This is a genomic window from Streptomyces sp. DF42, from assembly GCF_058267695.1.
Genome location: NZ_CM177859.1, coordinates 1,320,266 through 1,337,358 on the forward strand (window position 1 = coordinate 1,320,266; position 17,093 = coordinate 1,337,358).

General features: G+C 67.9%; 13 protein-coding genes and 5 pseudogenes. 7 read left to right on the forward strand and 11 right to left on the reverse strand.

Features of this window, described 5'->3' with window-relative positions; all coding sequences use genetic code 11:
* Nucleotides 1–24 precede the first annotated feature (24 nt).
* Together ACYUED_RS06120 and ACYUED_RS06125 are read right to left on the reverse strand one after the other, a co-directional pair.
* The gene (locus tag ACYUED_RS06120; RefSeq protein WP_491294150.1) at nucleotides 25–1,443 is read right to left on the reverse strand and encodes an IS30 family transposase; all 1,419 of its coding nucleotides are present in this window, start codon (nucleotides 1,441–1,443) and stop codon (nucleotides 25–27) included.
* A pseudogene (locus ACYUED_RS06125) lies at nucleotides 1,397–2,406 on the reverse strand (IS3 family transposase); the annotation flags it as partial. The gene ACYUED_RS06120 and the pseudogene ACYUED_RS06125, both read right to left, overlap by 47 nt.
* A gap of 462 nt (nucleotides 2,407–2,868) precedes the next feature.
* On the opposite strand from ACYUED_RS06125, the gene ACYUED_RS06130 reads away from it, so the two are divergent.
* Nucleotides 2,869–3,402, forward strand: a complete 534-nt coding sequence (locus ACYUED_RS06130) for a bifunctional DNA primase/polymerase (protein WP_491291297.1) — start codon at nucleotides 2,869–2,871, stop codon at nucleotides 3,400–3,402.
* A 486-nt stretch (nucleotides 3,403–3,888) separates the two neighbouring features.
* Here ACYUED_RS06130 and ACYUED_RS06135 read toward each other — a convergent pair.
* Nucleotides 3,889–4,053: pseudogene (locus tag ACYUED_RS06135) on the reverse strand (D-inositol-3-phosphate glycosyltransferase); the annotation flags it as partial.
* 5 nt (nucleotides 4,054–4,058) lie between these two features.
* Here ACYUED_RS06135 and ACYUED_RS06140 point away from each other — a divergent pair.
* Both ACYUED_RS06140 and ACYUED_RS06145 read left to right on the forward strand, forming a co-directional pair.
* Nucleotides 4,059–4,202, forward strand: a complete 144-nt coding sequence (locus ACYUED_RS06140) for a hypothetical protein (RefSeq protein WP_491291298.1) — start codon at nucleotides 4,059–4,061, stop codon at nucleotides 4,200–4,202.
* Nucleotides 4,196–4,336, forward strand: coding sequence for a hypothetical protein (locus tag ACYUED_RS06145; RefSeq protein WP_491291299.1), 141 nt, complete (start codon nucleotides 4,196–4,198; stop codon nucleotides 4,334–4,336). Before ACYUED_RS06140 ends, ACYUED_RS06145 begins: the two co-directional genes overlap by 7 nt.
* Nucleotides 4,337–4,350: 14 nt before the next feature.
* Here the strand turns inward: ACYUED_RS06145 and ACYUED_RS06150 are convergent.
* Nucleotides 4,351–4,760, reverse strand: a pseudogene (locus tag ACYUED_RS06150) (universal stress protein).
* Between the two features lie 288 nt (nucleotides 4,761–5,048).
* On the opposite strand from ACYUED_RS06150, the gene ACYUED_RS06155 reads away from it, so the two are divergent.
* Together ACYUED_RS06155 and ACYUED_RS06160 are read left to right on the forward strand one after the other, a co-directional pair.
* Nucleotides 5,049–6,728 carry a chloride channel protein gene (locus ACYUED_RS06155; RefSeq protein WP_491294152.1) on the forward strand — a complete coding sequence of 560 codons (1,680 nt, stop codon included), beginning with the start codon at nucleotides 5,049–5,051 and terminating at the stop codon, nucleotides 6,726–6,728.
* Between the two features lie 104 nt (nucleotides 6,729–6,832).
* Nucleotides 6,833–7,624, forward strand: a complete 792-nt coding sequence (locus ACYUED_RS06160) for a hypothetical protein (protein WP_491291300.1) — start codon at nucleotides 6,833–6,835, stop codon at nucleotides 7,622–7,624.
* Here the strand turns inward: ACYUED_RS06160 and ACYUED_RS06165 are convergent, their stop codons facing one another.
* The 3 genes and pseudogenes from ACYUED_RS06165 to ACYUED_RS06175 form a co-directional block, all read right to left on the reverse strand.
* Complete coding sequence (locus ACYUED_RS06165; protein ID WP_491291301.1) at nucleotides 7,625–8,359, reverse strand: hypothetical protein; 735 nt, start codon at nucleotides 8,357–8,359, stop codon at nucleotides 7,625–7,627.
* A gap of 245 nt (nucleotides 8,360–8,604) precedes the next feature.
* Entirely contained in the window at nucleotides 8,605–9,144 is a 540-nt protein-coding gene (locus tag ACYUED_RS06170) for a MarR family winged helix-turn-helix transcriptional regulator (protein ID WP_491291302.1), read from the reverse strand.
* 33 nt (nucleotides 9,145–9,177) lie between these two features.
* Nucleotides 9,178–9,453: pseudogene (locus ACYUED_RS06175) on the reverse strand (SpoIIE family protein phosphatase); the annotation flags it as partial.
* Between the two features lie 75 nt (nucleotides 9,454–9,528).
* Here ACYUED_RS06175 and ACYUED_RS06180 point away from each other — a divergent pair.
* Nucleotides 9,529–9,914: pseudogene (locus ACYUED_RS06180) on the forward strand (nitroreductase family deazaflavin-dependent oxidoreductase).
* 589 nt (nucleotides 9,915–10,503) lie between these two features.
* A complete protein-coding gene (locus tag ACYUED_RS06185; protein ID WP_491291303.1) occupies nucleotides 10,504–11,031 on the forward strand; it encodes a nitroreductase family deazaflavin-dependent oxidoreductase in 528 nt (175 codons plus the stop codon).
* 198 nt (nucleotides 11,032–11,229) lie between these two features.
* On the opposite strand, the gene ACYUED_RS06190 is transcribed toward ACYUED_RS06185, so the two are convergent.
* The 4 genes from ACYUED_RS06190 to redH form a co-directional block, all read right to left on the reverse strand.
* Entirely contained in the window at nucleotides 11,230–12,225 is a 996-nt protein-coding gene (locus tag ACYUED_RS06190) for a lysophospholipid acyltransferase family protein (protein ID WP_491291304.1), read from the reverse strand.
* Between the two features lie 122 nt (nucleotides 12,226–12,347).
* Nucleotides 12,348–13,028, reverse strand: coding sequence for a DUF1295 domain-containing protein (locus ACYUED_RS06195; protein WP_491291305.1), 681 nt, complete (start codon nucleotides 13,026–13,028; stop codon nucleotides 12,348–12,350).
* Between the two features lie 76 nt (nucleotides 13,029–13,104).
* Entirely contained in the window at nucleotides 13,105–14,274 is a 1,170-nt protein-coding gene (locus ACYUED_RS06200) for a Rieske 2Fe-2S domain-containing protein (protein ID WP_491291306.1), read from the reverse strand.
* A 73-nt stretch (nucleotides 14,275–14,347) separates the two neighbouring features.
* On the reverse strand, nucleotides 14,348–17,077 hold the full coding sequence (gene redH / locus ACYUED_RS06205; protein WP_491291307.1) for an undecylprodigiosin ligase RedH: 2,730 nt from the start codon (nucleotides 17,075–17,077) through the stop codon (nucleotides 14,348–14,350).
* Nucleotides 17,078–17,093: the final 16 nt, after the last annotated feature.

Consider the following 17,093-nt stretch of genomic DNA (forward strand, 5'->3'; position numbering starts at 1 on the left):
TCCTTCGACACGTATTGGGCGAGTTCAACCAGTCGTTGCAACACCGGGCTGTTGCAGCGAGCGTAGCTGCTCTTCGAAGACCTCGGCGGGTGTCCGCCAGCCGAGGGTCTTGCGGGGCCGGTTGTTGATCGCCATGGCTACGGCTTCGAGGTCCGTGGAGGACCACCGGGACAGATCGGTGCCCTTCGGGAAGTACTGACGCAGCAGCCCGTTCGTGTTCTCGTTCGTCGGTCGTTGCCAGGGCGAGTGGGGATCGGCGAAGAACACCTTCGTCCCGGTATCGATGGCGAACTGGGCGTGGCCGGAGAGTTCCTTCCCGCGGTCCCAGGTGAGGGTCTTGCGTAGCTGCCCGGGCAGCCGGGTCATCGACGTCGTGAGCGCCGCGTTCATCGCGATCGCGCCATAGCCCCCGAGTGAGGTGCCGTTCTTCACGGGCGGACTCTCGCCCCAGCCCTCGAGCCGGGGCAGGTGCACCAGGAGCATGGAGCGGCTGCTGCGCTCGACCAGCGTGCCAATCGCGGAGCGACCCGTCCCGATGATCAAATCACCTTCCCAGTGTCCGGGGACCGCGCGGTCCCCAGCCTCGGCGGGGCGTTCGCTGAGGACGACGTCCGCGGTGACATGCCCCTGCGGCTTGTTCTGCGACCGTGCACGGGGAGTCCGCAGCGCCCGGCCGGTGCGCAGGCACGTGACCAGTTCCCGCTTGAGCGCGCCACGGCCCTCGATGAACAGCGCCTGGTAGATCGCTTCGTGGCTGATGCGCATGGACTCATCATCGGGGAAGTCGGCATGGAGCCGGTGCGAGATCTGCTCCGGGCTCCATGCCGTCGCCCATCTTCTGTCCTGCCGGTGCGGCTTGTTCAGCCCTTTCCACGCGGGCGTCTTGGGCCCGATGACGATCGTGCCGTCGGGGCGGCGGACGCTGCCGGCGAGCCGGTCCTGCACGTACTCACGCAACCTGTCGTTGCCTGTGAGCTTCGCGGTCTTCGGGCGCTTGGCGGCCTGCTGTGCTTTCCACTGGGCGACCGTCGCGCGGTACTCCTGCTTGCCGCTGCGCGTGGCGGCGTTGCGGCGCAGTTCGCGAGAGATCGTTCCGGGGTCACGCCCCAGGGCGCGGGCGATCTCGCGCACGCGCTTGTTCATCGCCCTGAGGATCGCGATCTCCTCGCGCTCCTCGAACGCGAGGTACCGGCCCGTGGGCTCGGCCAACGAGATCGGAGGCATGCCGCCAGCGTGACGAAACCACCTCGCACCCACCGGCCACGACACGCCGACCGCCAACGACGCCTCCACCGTCGTGACCCCTGTGGCGATCAGCCGCCAGAACTGGCGCTGCACGACTCGAGACGGATCAGGCCGCCCCGGCGAACGCATCGCCGGCCGCAACGCACGATCAGCGCGCCACTGCCGACGCCGACCCTCCGGAACATCGCTGGTCTTCAAACTCCAGTCCGCCGTGGCCACGTCGCACACCTCCGAGATCAAAGTGTTGCGACGACCAGTTGAATCCACCTTGCGCTCCGTTGTCGCTGTGGAAGATCGCCCCGCGCAGGCCGCCGGCACCGCGGGCAGCCGCCGCGGCCCCTGAGCGCGTCGGTGACCAGCTCCGTGCGCATGTGGTCGGCGATCGACCAGCCCGCCAGACGTTTCGAGCACAGGTCCAACACCGTTGCCAGGTAAAGGAATTTGCCCGCTCCGATCGGGAGATAGGTTATGTCGCCGACGTACTTGGTGTTCGGCTGCGAGGCCGTGAAGTCACGCTGCAGCAGGTCCGGGACCGGTGTCGTCGCCGGTTCGGGAATGGTGGTGCGGACCTTCTTGCGCAGGCGCAGCCCGACGATGTCGAACGTGCGCATGACGCGCTCAACGCGCTTGTGGTTGACCAGTTGGCCGGCGTCCTTCAACTCGGCGGTGACGCGCGGAACCCCGTTGGTACCGTCCGATTCCCGATGGATTCGGCTATGCGTTCGGCGAGCTCGGCGTCCGCCCGGCCCCGAGCTGCCCGCGTGTCCGCGGCGGCCAGCCACCGGTAGAAGCCGGAACGCGAGACCTGCAGCATCCGACACAGCCGCTTGACGCCGAAGGCGCCACGGTGATCGTCGACGAACTGGAAGCGGCTGCTCACCAGCTGGTCTCGGCCGCAGAATACTTCGCGGCCCTCCGCAGGATCTCCCGTTCGAGCTCGAGTTCCTTCACCCGCGCCCGCAGCCGGTTCTCCTTCTCCATCGCGGTGGCCTCGACCGCTCCGGGCCGTTCGGCCGCCTCGGCGTCCCGCACTCAAATCCGCAGTGTCTCGTGGTTGATGCCCACGTCCTTGGCCACCGAGGCGTACGTCTCACCCGGACCGGCGTGGTACAGCGCGACGGCATCGGCCCGAAACTCAGGCGAGTACTTCGACGTCCCCAACGGGAACCCCTGTCCTATGGATCCTCACGATCCAATGATCAGGGTGTCCACGATCAAGAGGCAACGCCCGTCAAGGCCCAGCCACCTGTGAGCTCGGTGTTCTGTACGCAGACGGCGGTTGTTTGCGGTCATGCCCCGGGGGGACATCTAGTCTGCCCATCCGGCCCATCAGTTGACTGATTGCTCAGAAGATCGTCTTGGGCGCCATATGGTTTTGTTCGTTCGGTCGCCCCCAGGCTCATCCCCCCCCCCCCCCCCCCCCCCCCCCCCCCCCCCCCCCCCCCCCCCCCCGTCAGGGAGGCGGCCGGTCGGCCTTCCCGGGATCTCACCCCCGACCCTGGGAGGCCGAATTCCCCGGAGGCCAGGCGTCTCTCGCCAACTGCCCAGTCAGAGGTTGCGGCACGAGTCTGTTGGTGCGGAAGCCGGAGGGGCCACCGAACCGCGCTGACCGAGGTGACTGACATGGAGTGGATGACCAGGAGGGGAATCGAGTGGCTGTCCGCTGCTGCCGACGACCCTGAGACGTGCCGCGCGACGTGGGCCGACAATCCGCGCCGACTCTACCTGCTGCCGACAGGGCGCCTCTTCGACGTGGTGATGATCAGTTGGCGTATCGGCCTGGAGGCCTTCGATCAACTGGCGCGTCGAGAGGCGCCGATCGGTCCCGTCATGATGGATCACGAATCGCAACGAGTGGGTTTCTTCCTCGACACATGCCGGGGCGAACAATTCGCAGCAGCCCTCTCCCGGGAAACCGACACACCGCCGCCCTACGAGTACCTCAGCGAGAACTCCTTCGTTGTCGCGCCCGGTCCTGTTCCCATGTCCGGAGACCGGTACCAGTGGCTCCGGGCGCCCATGCTCCCGCCGGAGGCGCGTCCGGTGTGCGTGGCAGCGCTCGCAGCGGTCTTCGTTGCCGCCGCCGACCTGATCGCTCGTGCTGATAGTTACGGCGAGCAGTACAGCGCTCCAGCGATGGTGCGGAGCACGTTATGAAGGCACAGCGCTCGATGCCCGGGGGACAGTAGGAGCGCGAAGATGCTGCCCCGGTGGTCGTTGTGGGGCAGCGGCGGATGCCACGCGGCCCGGGGCGCCACGGCAGCTCTGCCGGGGCATACAGATTGCAGCGACGCGGTGGAGGACTTCCCGCACCTACGAGTCGATGTGAACGCCTTCGGGTACGGATTCATCGAACTCGCCGCATTTCGACGGAGATTGCCGAGCCCTTCCTGGCAGCCGCGGCCAGACCGGGGCACCGGCCTCGCCGAGTCGATCGGGCCACGGCTCGGAGTGCTCGGTGGCAAGGTCGTGATGGCCGCGCCAACGTGAGGCTACCCGCATTGAGCTCACCAACCCCCTCCATGGAGGTCACAGGGCCGCGCACAGCCTTGACGCAGGATCCCCGGTGCGACGAGAGCCGCGACCAGGAGCGCGGCCCGAGGTCGCATTGGTCACGAACGCATGTCCACATAAGCAAATCCGAGGCGGCTGGAACAGGACGACGTCGGAGATGCCGAGCCGGGCGGCCAGCTTCTGCAGCCCCTCCGGCTCGGACAGACCGCTGCCACTCGGCCCGCCCACGACGGGCACCAGGATCCGCTCGCGCAGCCCCGGCCGGTCCGCGGGCAGCCGGGCCACCGAGCGCAGAGCTCGTGCTCTTCTACGCAGTCGCGGTCTTCGTCAGCTTCCTCGTCGGCCTCGTCGCCATGGCTCGCTTCGCCCGCCGGGAGAGCAAGACCGCCCTGGCCTGGGTCAACGGCCTGCGGCCGCCGCGGTCGCCTTCACCCTGGTGGTGAATCTGCTCCGCGGCTGGCCCATGCTGTCCCTGGTCGCGACCCTGCTCATCGCCGTCGGCCTCTACATCCGCTGGACACGGGCCGGACGCCCCAGCGGCATCGAGGACATCGAAGCCCGCGCCGCAGCGGACTGACACCAGCAGACGAGTCAGCCCTTGTCGGCGCGGACGACGAGGACCGGGCAGTTGGCATGGTGCACGCAGTGATGGCTGCCCGAACCAAGCAATCCCTGTGAAGGCGCCCGTGGCTGCCGACCACCATCAGATCCGCGTTTCTGGCCGCCTCGGTCAGCACCACCGCCGGATGGCCTTCGACGACCTGCGGGTCAACGGGCACGCCAGGCTGCTCCCCCAGGGTCTCCTCGACAGCACGCCGCAGGCTCTCGCGGGCCTGCTTCTCGAAGTCGGCGTCCGAGTAGTCCACCGGCATGCCGAAGGTGGGCGGTAGCCGCCACGCCTGCACGGGGCACAGTTGCGCATCAGTAAGTGCGGCCTGACGGGCGGCCCAGCGCAGCGCCGCCCGGCTCGCCTCGGACCCGTCGATGCCCACCACGATCACCGGCGGGGAAGTTTGACTGCCCCCTGTTCACCTCCGTGACTCGTACGGCTTCCGACCTTCGTGCGAGTGCGTTCGCAGGCCAAGGGGCCCTTCGCCCCCCCCTGGGAGGACGAGGTCCCGTGACGCGCCCCCTTGACTGATTTTGCATAATGCAAAGGTAAGGAAGGGGAGGCGATGAGCGCCATACCGGCAGCGACGGACGGGAAGCACGTGCCCAGCAGTGCAACAACGAGTGGATTCACAGCCCCACCGAGGCTGGCGGGACTGCGTACCGCCCCGTGGGGTCTGATGGCGCTGGCCGTCGTGGTCGGCGCAGGGGCCGGGGCCGGTTCGATCGTCTTCCGCTGGTGCATCAAGACCTTCACACGTCTCTTCTCCGGTCACGCGGACTACGCCGCCTCCCCGGGCGCGGACAATCCGCACGTGCCGTGGCTCGGCCCGTTCTTCGTACTCCTCACCCCGGTGATAGGTGGCCTGCTGTACGGGCCGCTGGTGAACCGGTTCGCCAAGGAGGCGCGCGGGCACGGGGTGCCCGAGGTGATGCTGGCCGTGGCTCAGCGCGGCGGTCGGATCAGCCCGAAGGTCGCCGTGGTTAAGACGCTCGCCTCCGCCCTGTGCATCGGCTCGGGCGGATCGGTCGGCCGCGAGGGCCCGATCGTGCAGATCGGATCGGCGCTCGGCTCCACCCTCGGCCGGGTGACGAAAGTGACCGAGGGCCGGCTGAAGCTGCTGGTCGCGTGCGGTGCGGCGGGCGGCATCGCGGCCACCTTCAACGCCCCGCTGGCCGGCGTGTTCTTCGCCATGGAACTCATCCTCGGCACCTTCAGCGCGGAAGCGTTCGGCACCCTCGTGCTGGCCAGCGTCACCGCGAGCGTGATCGGACGCGCCGCCTTCGGCAACAACGCCTTCCTGAGCCTGCCCGACTTCCACGTGGACCACCTCGCCCAGTACGGCCTGTTCGCCGCGCTCGGCATCGGCGCCGCCGTGGTCGGGGTGGGCTTCTCCCGGTTCCTGTACCTGGTCGAGGACGCCTGCGACTGGTTGTGGCGCGGCCCGGAATGGCTGCGCCCGGCGGTCGGCGGGCTGGCGCTCGGCCTGCTGCTGCTTGCGCTGCCGGAGATGTACGGCGTGGGTTACCCGGTGCTGCAGAAGGCGACCGAGAGCGGCTACACGGTCGGCTTCCTGCTCCTGCTGCTGGTGGGAAAGATGCTGGCGACCAGCTTGACCATAGGAATCGGCGGCTCGGGCGGGGTGTTCGCGCCCAGCCTGTTCATCGGGGCGATGCTCGGCTCGGCCTACGGCATCGGCGTCCACCACCTGTTGCCCGCGTCGGCCGGTGCGGTGGGCGCGTACGCGCTGGTCGGCATGGGGGCGGTGTTCGCCGGTGCGGCGCGGGCGCCGATCACCGCCGTGGTCATCCTTTTCGAGCTCACCGGCGAGTACTCGATCATCCTGCCGCTGATGCTTGCCATCGTGCTGGCCACCGCCACCAGCCGCCTGATGACCCGCGACACGATCTACACCCTCAAGCTGCGCCGCCGCGGCATCGACCTCGAAGGACCCGCCCCCGGCGCCACGATCGGCACCCAGCACGTCAGCGCCGTCATGGAACCCCTGCCCTCACCTCTGGCCGCGCCCACCACCCTCGCCGACGCCGCCGACCTGCTGAGCCTGTCGGGCCACGGCGCACTCCCCGTGGTCAGCGACACCGGGGACTACGTCGGTGTCGTCACCGCGCAAGCGGTGGCGGAGGCTCTCGCGGAACAGCCAGAGGACGCACCGACGCTGGTCGGGCAGCTCACCGAGACGCCGGCGCCCATCCTTGCCGACCAGCCCCTCGCCCAGGCCCTGCACACCCTGCTGTCGGCCGCCGGAACCGGAGTACCGGTCCTCGACTCGGAGCACGGCAAGCCAATCGGCTGGCTGAGCCACCAGAGCGCACTGCGCGCGGTGCACACAGCCCCCTGAGGCCCCCTCGGGGGGCGACTCGAATCCTGAACGACTCCTATTTTGCACTGTGCAAAAACGGGTAGCCGGAATCCCGATGACGAGTAGCCCCAAGGAGGTGGGTCATGCACACCGAGCACGTGCAGCGATCGTATGCGTTCGTGTGCCTCGGCTGCGGGCACGGCTGGGAGGACACGTTCGACATCGATGTGGCTGTGGACGAGCACGTGCAGATCACCGCTATCCATCACCGCGGTGACAGGCGTGTACCCTCGCCGCTGCAGTCGCCCCGCGCCCCGCCTGCGAGAGCCGCCAGATACGCATCATGCGGCCGGGGCGGGTCGCGGCGGCGCCTCTGCACGAGAGGTGACGGCCATGGAGCCGCACCACCAGCCCCGGTCTGGCTGGAGGCGCTGGGCTGGGCCAGCATGGTCGCCGCCGGGGCGAGCATGCTGGCGATCGCGGCGGACATGGCGCTGCGCGGGTACCGGCAGCGCCACGCGATCCTGCTCCATACCGGGAAGGTCCTGTTGATCGCCGGTAGCGGCAACAACGTCAAGCAGGTCAACGGCGGCGTCTTCAAGAGCACCCTGTGGGACCCGGCGGCCGACGCCTTCAAGAAGATCGACACTCCGGCGGACCTTTTCTGCGGCGGCCACACCCAGCTGCCGGACGGCAAGATCCTCATCGCCGGCGGGACCGCCCGGTATGAGGTCCTCGATGGCGACGTAACCCGCGCAGGTGGCGCCATGCTCGTCATGAACAAGGACCCGAACCACGCCCGCACCTTCCACAAGGACACCGTCTTTCGCTCCCCCGCCGGGGTGGAGTACCGCTCCCAGTTCGCGGCGCATGTGCCCGCTGCGAAGAAGACACCCATCGGCCGCGGCAGCAATACCTTGGTGACCGCCGAGTGATCACCAGTGCGGGCTGCTTCCTCGACCGGAAGACTTCGGAACCGCCGGGGAAGCGGACAGCCGATAGGAGCGGACGACGGCGACCAGGCATACGACGACGAGCGCTGCGGCCCACGGAGCCAGGGCGCCCACCGGTCCCGCCCCGCCGACTTCCTTCTGCGTACCGCGCGGCGGGACCGCGCCCTTGGGGTCGTACACGACGGCCAGCGCGTCCCCGGGCCGGGTCGCACGTCCGCAGCCCCGCCAGATGCGCACCTTGAGTGGGACGCCGTCGGCGTCCGCCACCGAGCACAGGTACCGGGTACGCCTGCCGTCTGCCGCCCGACCGTCCTCGACCGACGTCACCACCACGGACTGCACCCGCCCCCGTTCCGCCAGCACCACACCGGCCGCGGCCTGTGGAGTCTGCAACGCCAGGCAGACGCCGAGCAGCGCGGCCACGCCGATCAGCGCGCGTCCCGCTCCCACCAAGGCGAGATACAACGCAAGGGCCGCCACGCACGCCAGAGCCGCCTCGCCGTCGGCGAGCGAGAGCCTACCCGTCCAGGCGCCGAAGAACGTCGCACCGAGGATCGCCCCGGCACCCAGGACTCCCGCGAGAATCCCCTCCCCGACCAGCCACCAGGGCGGCAGCCCGACGAACTCCGCAGGCCCCCACACTTTGGCCCGCAGATGGGCCATGAGGCGCGGCTCGGCAGGAAACGACGACCGGCGTCTGCGGCGCACAAGTGCCATCCCCTGCTTCCTTCCCTTGTCCGTCGGCCAGCGCCGGTGAGGAGGCCACGCGAGCATCCGGTCATCGGCCGGGCACACGCGTTGCGGCTCCTGATCACCGGAGCGGGGCGGTGGAGCCCACGTTCACAATTCCCTTGCATTATGCAAAACGTGCGAGGCCCCGAGATAGGGAGCCCGGAAACCAGCGCCGTTCGGCCGACCCGGAACAGCCGTTCAGCCGACCCTGAACACCGGCCCGACAACGCTCACATGTCGTGCACCATCGCCTCGTCCACGAGCCAGCCGAGCGGATGCGGTTCCGGGTTGTCGGCGGCGGGGGCCACCGGGGGCTCGCTCCCTGCCCGGTTGAAGGCGTTGAGGGCCTCGATGAGTGCCAGCCGCTGAGTGGGGCCGAGCCGAGCGACAATCGTGGCGATCTCCGAACGCCGCCGGGCAGTGACGTCCTCGACGGTGCGCCGGCCTTCGTCGGTGAGCTGCAGCAGCGTCTCGCGACGGTTGTCGGGGTTGGTCTGGCGGTCGGCGAGTCCGGCGGCGATGAGCCGGTCGACCATCCGCATCGCCGTCGAGGGCGCCACCTGGAGCAGGTCGGCGAGCGTGACGAGCTTCGTGGCGCCCCGGGTGGCCAGCACGACGAGCATCCGGAACTGCGGGAGGGTCACCCGTTCCTCGACCTCGCCGAGCGATCGGGCGGAGACCGCCACCAGCAGGCGGGAGGCGGTCAGCACCGCCCGGGTGACCGCGTCGACGTCGTCCATAGTCCCCGCAGGGTTCTTACGCTCCGGCATACCTATTTCTACCTTGCCGAAGATGGTGCCCCCTCACCCGATGGGAACAGATTTTCCTTCCCCGTGACCGTGGTAGCGCAGCAGCATTGCCGCGTCGTCATGGAGCGGCCCCCCGGCGTGGCGCACCAGGTCCTCGCGCAGTGCCTCCAGAGCCTGTTCGGCGTCGCGCTCCTTGAGCAGCGCCGCACGGTCGCCGAGAGGGTAGAACGAGCCGTCAACGTCCCGGGTTTCGGTGACCCCGTCGGTGTACAGCAGGAGTTGTTCGCCGGGCGCGAAGTCCACCCGATAAGGCTTGGGCCCTTGCCCACCGGATGGCGTCGGTTCCTCGCCCGCCTGCCGATACTCCTCTTCCGCTGCGGACTGGGATAGGTCTTCGGTAGCCGGCTGCTCCTGCTGCACCACACGGGCCGTGTCACCGGGCTCGACCGCCGCGCCGTCCTGAAGGTGGTGGAGTACGAGCCCGCCGCCGGCAGCGGGATCGTCGCCTCCGGCTTCGGTCCGCGGGCGGCCTGGTACCGCAATCTGCGCGCGGATCCAAAACCCTCATCGAAGTTGGCAACCGCCGCCATGCCGTCACGGCCCACTTCCTCACCCCGGACGACGGCGCCGACATCATGGCCCGCTCCGCCCGGCGTCAGCCACGGACCGCCCGGCGCCTGTGTAAGTTCACGGGCCTTCCGCCGAACGGAACTGACGCCGGGTTCCGGGAGGCCGGCAAGGCCATTCCCTTCGTACGCCTGGGCGTCGCCCCCGGCTCTCTGTCGCCGTGACGATAGACACGGCGAGACTCGAGCGCCAGCGAGCTTTGGCGGCGACAGGCGCGAGCCGAAGAATCACTCCGAGGTGCTGGCGCCAGATTTTGCATTATTCAAAACGTGCACTGGTGGAGTCGTCGGCGGTCGGGAGTCGCTCAGCCCCAGGAGTGACGGCACGGAATCGCGGGTCAGGGCGATACACCGGCCGCCGGCAGACCCCCTGCCATGCGATCTTGCACGACGCTGCCCCCGCCACCTTTCCGCCAGTCCTCACCGTCCACCGAGCCGGCCCCCACCCGAAAGCGGCCTCTGAAGCCAGTCGGCGGCAGGACGCCGGAGGGGCCGTTGGCCCGCCGGATGACCAAACTACTCGCGGGATCCGGCCGTCCCCACGACGACGCTGCCCAGACATTGACGCAGGATTTCGCCTACGAGCCTGCGACTTGCCACGGGGAATCGCTTCTCGTTTCTTGGCAAGTACGCCACTTCCGCTGCCACGCCGATGTCATTTAGACTGTGCAAAGATTGCCTAGCCGAAGAACTCTCCAGCGCCCCGATACCGACCGGGACACAGGCCGCACGCCACGAAGCCAGGAAGGCGACGATGACGCAACACGAGAGCACTTCCCATCGCCCTCAACCCCCCACCGGATGGCGACGGTTAGCGTTTCGCCTTCCCATCCGCCTGTATCGCGCCAGGCTGGGACCGCTGCTCGGCAAGCGTTTCCTCCTGTTGCACCACACCGGTCGTAAGTCCGGCCGAGAGCGCCAAGCGGTCATCGAAGTGGTGTCCTACGACAAGCACGCTGGCACCTGGACTGTCGCCTCGGGCTTCGGGCCGAAGTCCGACTGGTATCAGAATCTGCGCCATCGACCGCAGGCCACCATCCAGTTCGGCAGGCGACGCTTCACCGTCACCGCTCACTTCCTCTCACCAGAAGAAGGAGCCGACATCATGGCCGACTACGCCCGTCGGCACCCGCGAGCCGCCCGTCGCCTGTCCTCACTCATGGGCTTCTCCACGGACGACAGCGAAGCCGATTACCGGAAAGTCGGAGAGGCCACTCCGTTCGTGCGGCTTGAGGATGCACCCCAGCCCCATCACCGCGAACAAGCGCACCCTCCAACGTGAGGTCCACACATGGATCTGGTGCCTGGTCACACCGTTCTTAAGGTCCGCAACCGACCGGCAGCGCTGCTGGTTTCGTTCGGCCGCAAGGTGCTCGTCTTGGCCTATGTCTAGTCCTCGCCGTATGCCGGCAATCGGCCCCCATCGCTGCGCAGGCAATGTCCATCACACCTGTTGCCAGGCGGACGGTGCGCCCCGCGTTCACGCTTGGGGCGGACGGACATGCCGCAGCCGCCCTGGGCAACCGGACCTCTGGCCTGCCGGCCCTGCGGCGGCGTTCTCACCGAAGACCGAACTCCGTTCGCGGACCATCGCGGTCAGCGTCTCCTGGATGGTGTCCCTGATCTCGTCCGAGAGCTTGTGGACGAACATGGGGTCTTCCAGCGTCTCAGTGGAGTAGTTGTCGGTCCGGACCGGCTCGCTGAACCGGATCACCCATTTGGTTGGCAGCGGGACAGCACCCAACGGGCCGAGCAGAGGAAATGTAGGAGTGACCGGGAAATACGGCAGGCCGAGGCTTCGGGCCAGGGGGCGGGCGTCTGCGATCATCGGGTAGATCTCCTCGGCACCGACGATGGAGCAGGGCACCAGGGGAGTCCCGGTCCGCAGCGCCACGGCCGCGAAGCCACCCCGGCCGAAGGGACGCAGCCGGTACCTCTCGGCGAACGGCTTGCCGAGCCCCTTGTAGCCCTCGGGCATCACACCGACCAGTTCACCCCGTTCCAGGAGCCGTTGCGCGCTGTCCATGCACGCGACCGTGTGGCCGGCTTTGCGGGCGAGTGTCCGCAGCACCGGCAGTTGGAAAACCAGGTCGGCGGCGAGCAGGCGCAATGCCCGGTGCGCGGGATGATGGTCGCGCAGAGCCACCTGCAGCATGAGTGCGTCCAGCGGCAGGGCCCCGGAGTGGTTCGCGACGATCAGGGCGCCGCCCTCGGCCGGTACGTTGTCCAGGCCCTGCACGTCGACCCGGAAGTACTTCTCGTAAAGCTGCCGAAGCGGCGCCAGGAGGATGTCGTCGGTGAGTTCGGGATCGAACCCGAAGTCGTCGACACTCTGCTCGTCGTTGAGACAGCGGTCGAGGACGTCGCGCCCCCGGGCCAGAGCGAGCATCCCCTGGGCGACCGCGTCCATAATGAGGTCCCGCGGGCTTATCCGCACCTGCGAAGGTTGTCCGTCTCGTTGGCCTGCCTCGTCCATGCGCCTCTCCTCCTGTTGCGGATCTGTCTGTCCCAGAGGCCCGCGGAGCGTGCTTCGCGGTGCGCCCGAAGCTGCGTCCGCAGTGCGGTCCGCCAGCTCCGGGAACCGCACCGCGGACACGCTCAGTACACGAACGGCACCAGTTTGGCCGTCTTCTTGGAGTACTCCTCGAAGGCGTCGCCGTACCGTTCGGCCAGGTACTTGTCGAGCATGGGGATGTTCAGGAAGGCGAACATGCATGCCATGATCGCCGGGATGACGAAGGCCCAGGGGCCGCCCGTCACCAGCGCGAAGCCGGTGAAGAGCACCACGTCACCGAAGTAGTTGATGTGCATGGAGTACTTGAACAGGCCCTCCGTGTAGAGCTTGCCCTTGTGCTCCGGCACCTGCTTCCACAGCTTGCGCTGGTACTCCGAGCCGGTATTGAGGTACGAGCCCACGAGGTAGAGCACGACGCCGAGCCATGTGAACCCGCCCACCGAGGCGGCGTTGGTACCGCCCGTGTAGGCCATCGTGCCGTGGATGACGACGACCCAGACACCCACGGTCGCGGCCTCGGACCATTCCATGCTGCGCTTGAGCATGACGAAGGTCGTGGCGACGAACCGGAGCAGGTAGATCGCCGAAAGCGCAACGAGGAGACCACGGCGGAGCAGTTCAGCATGGTCCAGGTCGGTGCCGAACCAGCCGGCCACGGTGCCCGTGCCGCCGAAGAGGAACCAGGTGGCTGCCGCCACGGCCGCGACGTTGCACGTCGTCACCAGTACTTTCGGGCCGATGGAGGTGTCGTACCCGCCGTACATCTCTCACGCTCTCTTTCCGGTGGGGGTGGGGGGGTGGAGGGTCTCGGGAACGGTGGGCCGAACGGCAGCAGGGCAGTCAGGACCGGGCCTTGGCCATGCTGCCGGAACGGCTCCTCGACTCGGCGGTGCGCTTTCCGCGGGCGCCGTTCGTCCGCTTCGCGCCGTTGCCGCCGACCGCGGCCTGGCTGTCATCGGGCTCGCTCACCGGGTCCTCCGCGTGCGCCGCGGCTTCCGCCTTGAGGCGGTCCCGCAGCTGCAGGAACTTGGCGTCCATCTCGTCGAGCGCGATGAACTTGTTCACGCCCCGTTCGCTGACTCGGGGCTCCTGCCGGAGCATGATGCCTACGTCCTGCGGGTCCTGGACAAGCCGCTCCATCAGCAGCGATGCCCGAAGCACCCAGGGCCGCAACTGCTTGATCGGCACCATGCTTCGCAGCCTCGGGTACTCATACAGCCGCATGATCGCCAGGGTGTTCTCGTCGTCGATGGGGGTGAGCCAGGTGGTGATCTCCAGGAGCCCGGTCTTGACGTGTGTCAGCCCCGGAGCCTGGTAGATGAGGTTGAAGTGGGAGCTGTTCTGCGGGTTGCCCTCCTCACACTGGTCGAACGTGGAGCGGATGGTGGTCCCCTCGACCTCGACCTTCTGGTTCACGATCTTGTTGGCTGCGAGGTATCGCTCACGGCCGTCGGTCCAGAGGTTGCGCGCGGTGCCGTACATGAACGTGTAGTCGATGTTGTTCGTCCAGTGATCCCTGTGCACGAAGGTCACGTGGTAGAACTCAAGGAGGCTTTCGATGTAGCGCGTGTAGTGGATGGGCCGAGTCCACGAAATGGTCTCGTAAGGCCTGGGGTTGCTCACGAGTTCGGTCGGCAATTCGATCGCCGGCAGTTGCTCCCGCTGGTCCCCCCACCACATCCAGACGAGCCCGTGCTCCTCACGCACCGGGTACTTCCGCAGCTTGAGCGAGGCGGGGATGCGAGCGTCGGACCCCAGAGCGGGCACCACCTTGCAGGTGCCCTCGGCGTCGAAACGGAATCCGTGGTACGGGCACTCGACGGTGTTGCCCTTGAGGCGACCGTCGGCGATGTTGGCGCCTTTGTGTGGACAACGTGCTGTCTGACACACGAGGTTGCCATCGAGGTCGCGCCACAGGACGAGTTCCTCGCCCATGCGGCGCACCCCCGTGGGCTTGTCACGCTTGATGTCACCGGTCTGCAGGATCGGGTACCACTGGTTGGGGATCATCCGGCTGTCTTCCTCTCGTCACCCGCACCATGGCGAACTGGGCGCGGTGTACTTGCGGATGGGCGGCATGGGCTCAGCCTTCGACGACCTCGACGACACCGGTGTCGCCGTCGACCATGACCATGTCGCCCGTGTTGATGCGCTGTGTGGCGTACTTGGTGTTGACCACCGAGGGCACGTTGAACTCCCGGGACACGATCGAGCTGTGAGAGAGCATTGATCCGATGTCGGTGACCACGCCGCCGGCGATGGCGAAGAGTGGTGTCCAGGAGGCGTCGGTGTAGCGGGTGACGAGGATCTCCCCGGGGAGGAACTCGTCGGCCTGCCAGACCAGGTCCTCCACGATGCGGGCCCGGCCGACGATCCGCCCCGGGCTGGAGCCCAGCCCCTCCAGTCGTGACCCGCCCACTGCAGGCCGCACTGACTGGGTCGGGTCGTGCATGCCGATGAACGTCAGGGGAGGCTCGGGCAGTCGGCTGTGGTACTCGTGGACGCGCCGGCGCTCGTCCAGTTGCGTGCGAGAGAACGCCTCGCGCCCCGCGCGCACACCGCACAGATAGGCGCGGACATCCTCGAAATCGAGGTGGGCGACCTCGTCCAGGGAATGCAGGACGCCCTCCGCCACGAGCCTGCGACCAACCTCGTACACCACGTTCCTGACCAGCCAGATCGACGTGACCATCGACATACGCGTGGTCTCGCGCAGTTCGCTGCACAGGGTGTACATCGCGATGACCGTCTCGAGGGTCTTGCGCTGCGGCAGGGGCAACTTCTGCAGGGCAGACCAGGCGTCGCCCTCCGACCGGGCCCGGCTGCGCCCCATGATGTCGTCGACGGAGAATCCGTCGGCGGCGTAGCGGCGGATCATCTGGAAGATGTACGAGGGGTCGTCGATCCAGCGCGGATGAGTGAGCTCCATCTCCTGCCGACTGCGAGTGCCGTTAGCCCGCAGGAACGGTTCCATCTCGGTGTTCCAGAAGGCGCGGCCCTCGTCGTCGTCGCGCAGTCGCTGCGCGATCTGCTCCAGCGGCGCCTCGTCGATGATCTCCATGACCCGCGGCCGGCTCTTGGCAGCCTGAGCGACCTTCCAGACCTCCTGGGCGGATGCCACGGTCCGCAGGCTGGACATGTCAGTCTTGAGACGGTTCTGCAGATTGTCGCCATCGACCCCGAGCCACTTTCGGCAGAGTTCCGTCAGGACTCCGTAGAACCCGAATGCGTTGATGTAGTAGGGCATGTAGCCCACGTGGGCGTCATGGAAGAAGTCGAGGTAGCGGGCGAGTTCGGCGTTGAGCTCGCGGCGGCTCATTCGGGTGAGGTCCAGGCGCCGGGCTCGGTCGAACTCGTACAGCCGGGTGCCGACCATCTCCTCGGCGCGCTGCTTCATGGTCACCATCTCGGTGGCCGTGGCCTGCACCCAATGAAGGGTGGACAGTAGATCTTCGATGCCGCCGGGAAATGTGCCGAAGGGGTTCTTGTACGTTGAGAGGTCGGCTTCCTCGCTGACGAAGCGGCTGGTGAAGTGGCGCTGGTCTCGGGTGGGCAGGCACTGCCCCAACAGGTAGGACGTGTACGAGATGTTCAGGTAGACATGGCCCTGGAGGTAGCCCATGTGCAGGGCCACGTCGCCGGTGTCCCGGACGCCGAGGGCGGCCGCGCAGTCGCGGTGCACGTGCTCCTGGTAGTACCGGGCGAAGCTCAGGCCCAGCGGGGACATCAGGCCCACGAAGATCTCGCCGATGTCCATCCGGGACCACAGGGTGCCCTGCTGCACCGCGTCCGGCTGCGTCACGACGTAGGGGCTGTGCTGCCTCAGCTCGGCCGCTTGTTCCCGGGGACCGGTGGTGATCGGTCGGGTCTGCAGCAGATACAACGTGCCGTCCCGCATGGCCCACTCGATGTCCTGCTCGGCCCCGTAGTGGGCGCGGACGTCGAGCGCGATGCGGGCGAGCGCGATGAGCTGATCGCGGGTCAGGCACGGAGCGTTGCGGTCGGCGGCATCGACCTTGGTCATGCCGATGGTTCCAGGGGTCACGGAGGCGCACTTGGTCACCTTGTAGCGGACGCGCTCTTCGACCACTTCCAGCGTGCGGTCGTCCACGGCGAAGAAGTCGCTTGAGACGCGCCCGGACACCAGGCCCTCCCCGAGACCGCAACAGGCCTCCACGACAAGCCGGTTGGGTTCTCCGCCGACCGGGTCAACGGTGAACAGCACACCGCTGACGTCGGCATGCACCATCTCCTGCACGACGACGGCGATGGAACCGGCAGAGCCGCTGTCCCGGTAGGCGGCGGCACGGTCGGACCAGAGCGAGGCCCAGCACGTCTTCACCGCCTCCAGCAGTGCCTGGTCGCCCGAGACGTCCAGGACGGTGTCGTGCTGTCCGGCAAACGACTGACCGGCGGAGTCCTCCTTGCAGGCGGAGGACCGAACGGCGACCCGCGGGCGCCCCAGGTCCTCAAAGGCGGCGAGTACGGTTTGGGCAATGGGCTCGGGGATCTCCCGGGCGAGGATGAGTTCGCGGATCGCCAGGCTGTCGGCACCGCGGGCCTCAGCCGCACGGATCTCCGCCCCAAGACCGGTCTCGCGCAGGAAGAGGTCGAACAGACCGGTGCTCAGGCAGAAGGCGGGTGGGACCGGAAGGCCGGCTTCGATCATCTCGCCCAGCCGGGCGCCCTTGCCTCCGGCGGTCTCGATTGTGGCCCCGACCCGGCCGAGAGCGATCACGAGGTCCGCGTGCGGCGCTCGCGAGACCGTCGTAGCTTGTGCGGGGGCCGGGGTGCTGTCGGTTTGCGTTTCCACGATGAGGTCTCCTGGC

Bases quoted from the DNA above. Each gene is read 5' to 3' on its own strand.
- ACYUED_RS06200 (WP_491291306.1), bottom strand. From the start codon at position 14,274: ATGATCCCCAACCAGTGGTACCCGATCCTGCAGACCGGTGACATCAAG.
- ACYUED_RS06130 (WP_491291297.1), top strand. From the start codon at position 2,869: ATGGAGTGGATGACCAGGAGGGGAATCGAGTGGCTGTCCGCTGCTGCC.
- ACYUED_RS06170 (WP_491291302.1), bottom strand. From the start codon at position 9,144: ATGCCGGAGCGTAAGAACCCTGCGGGGACTATGGACGACGTCGACGCG.
- ACYUED_RS06190 (WP_491291304.1), bottom strand. From the start codon at position 12,225: ATGGACGAGGCAGGCCAACGAGACGGACAACCTTCGCAGGTGCGGATA.
- ACYUED_RS06160 (WP_491291300.1), top strand. From the start codon at position 6,833: ATGCACACCGAGCACGTGCAGCGATCGTATGCGTTCGTGTGCCTCGGC.
- ACYUED_RS06165 (WP_491291301.1), bottom strand. From the start codon at position 8,359: ATGGCACTTGTGCGCCGCAGACGCCGGTCGTCGTTTCCTGCCGAGCCG.
- ACYUED_RS06195 (WP_491291305.1), bottom strand. From the start codon at position 13,028: ATGTACGGCGGGTACGACACCTCCATCGGCCCGAAAGTACTGGTGACG.
- ACYUED_RS06155 (WP_491294152.1), top strand. From the start codon at position 5,049: ATGGCGCTGGCCGTCGTGGTCGGCGCAGGGGCCGGGGCCGGTTCGATC.
- ACYUED_RS06185 (WP_491291303.1), top strand. From the start codon at position 10,504: ATGACGCAACACGAGAGCACTTCCCATCGCCCTCAACCCCCCACCGGA.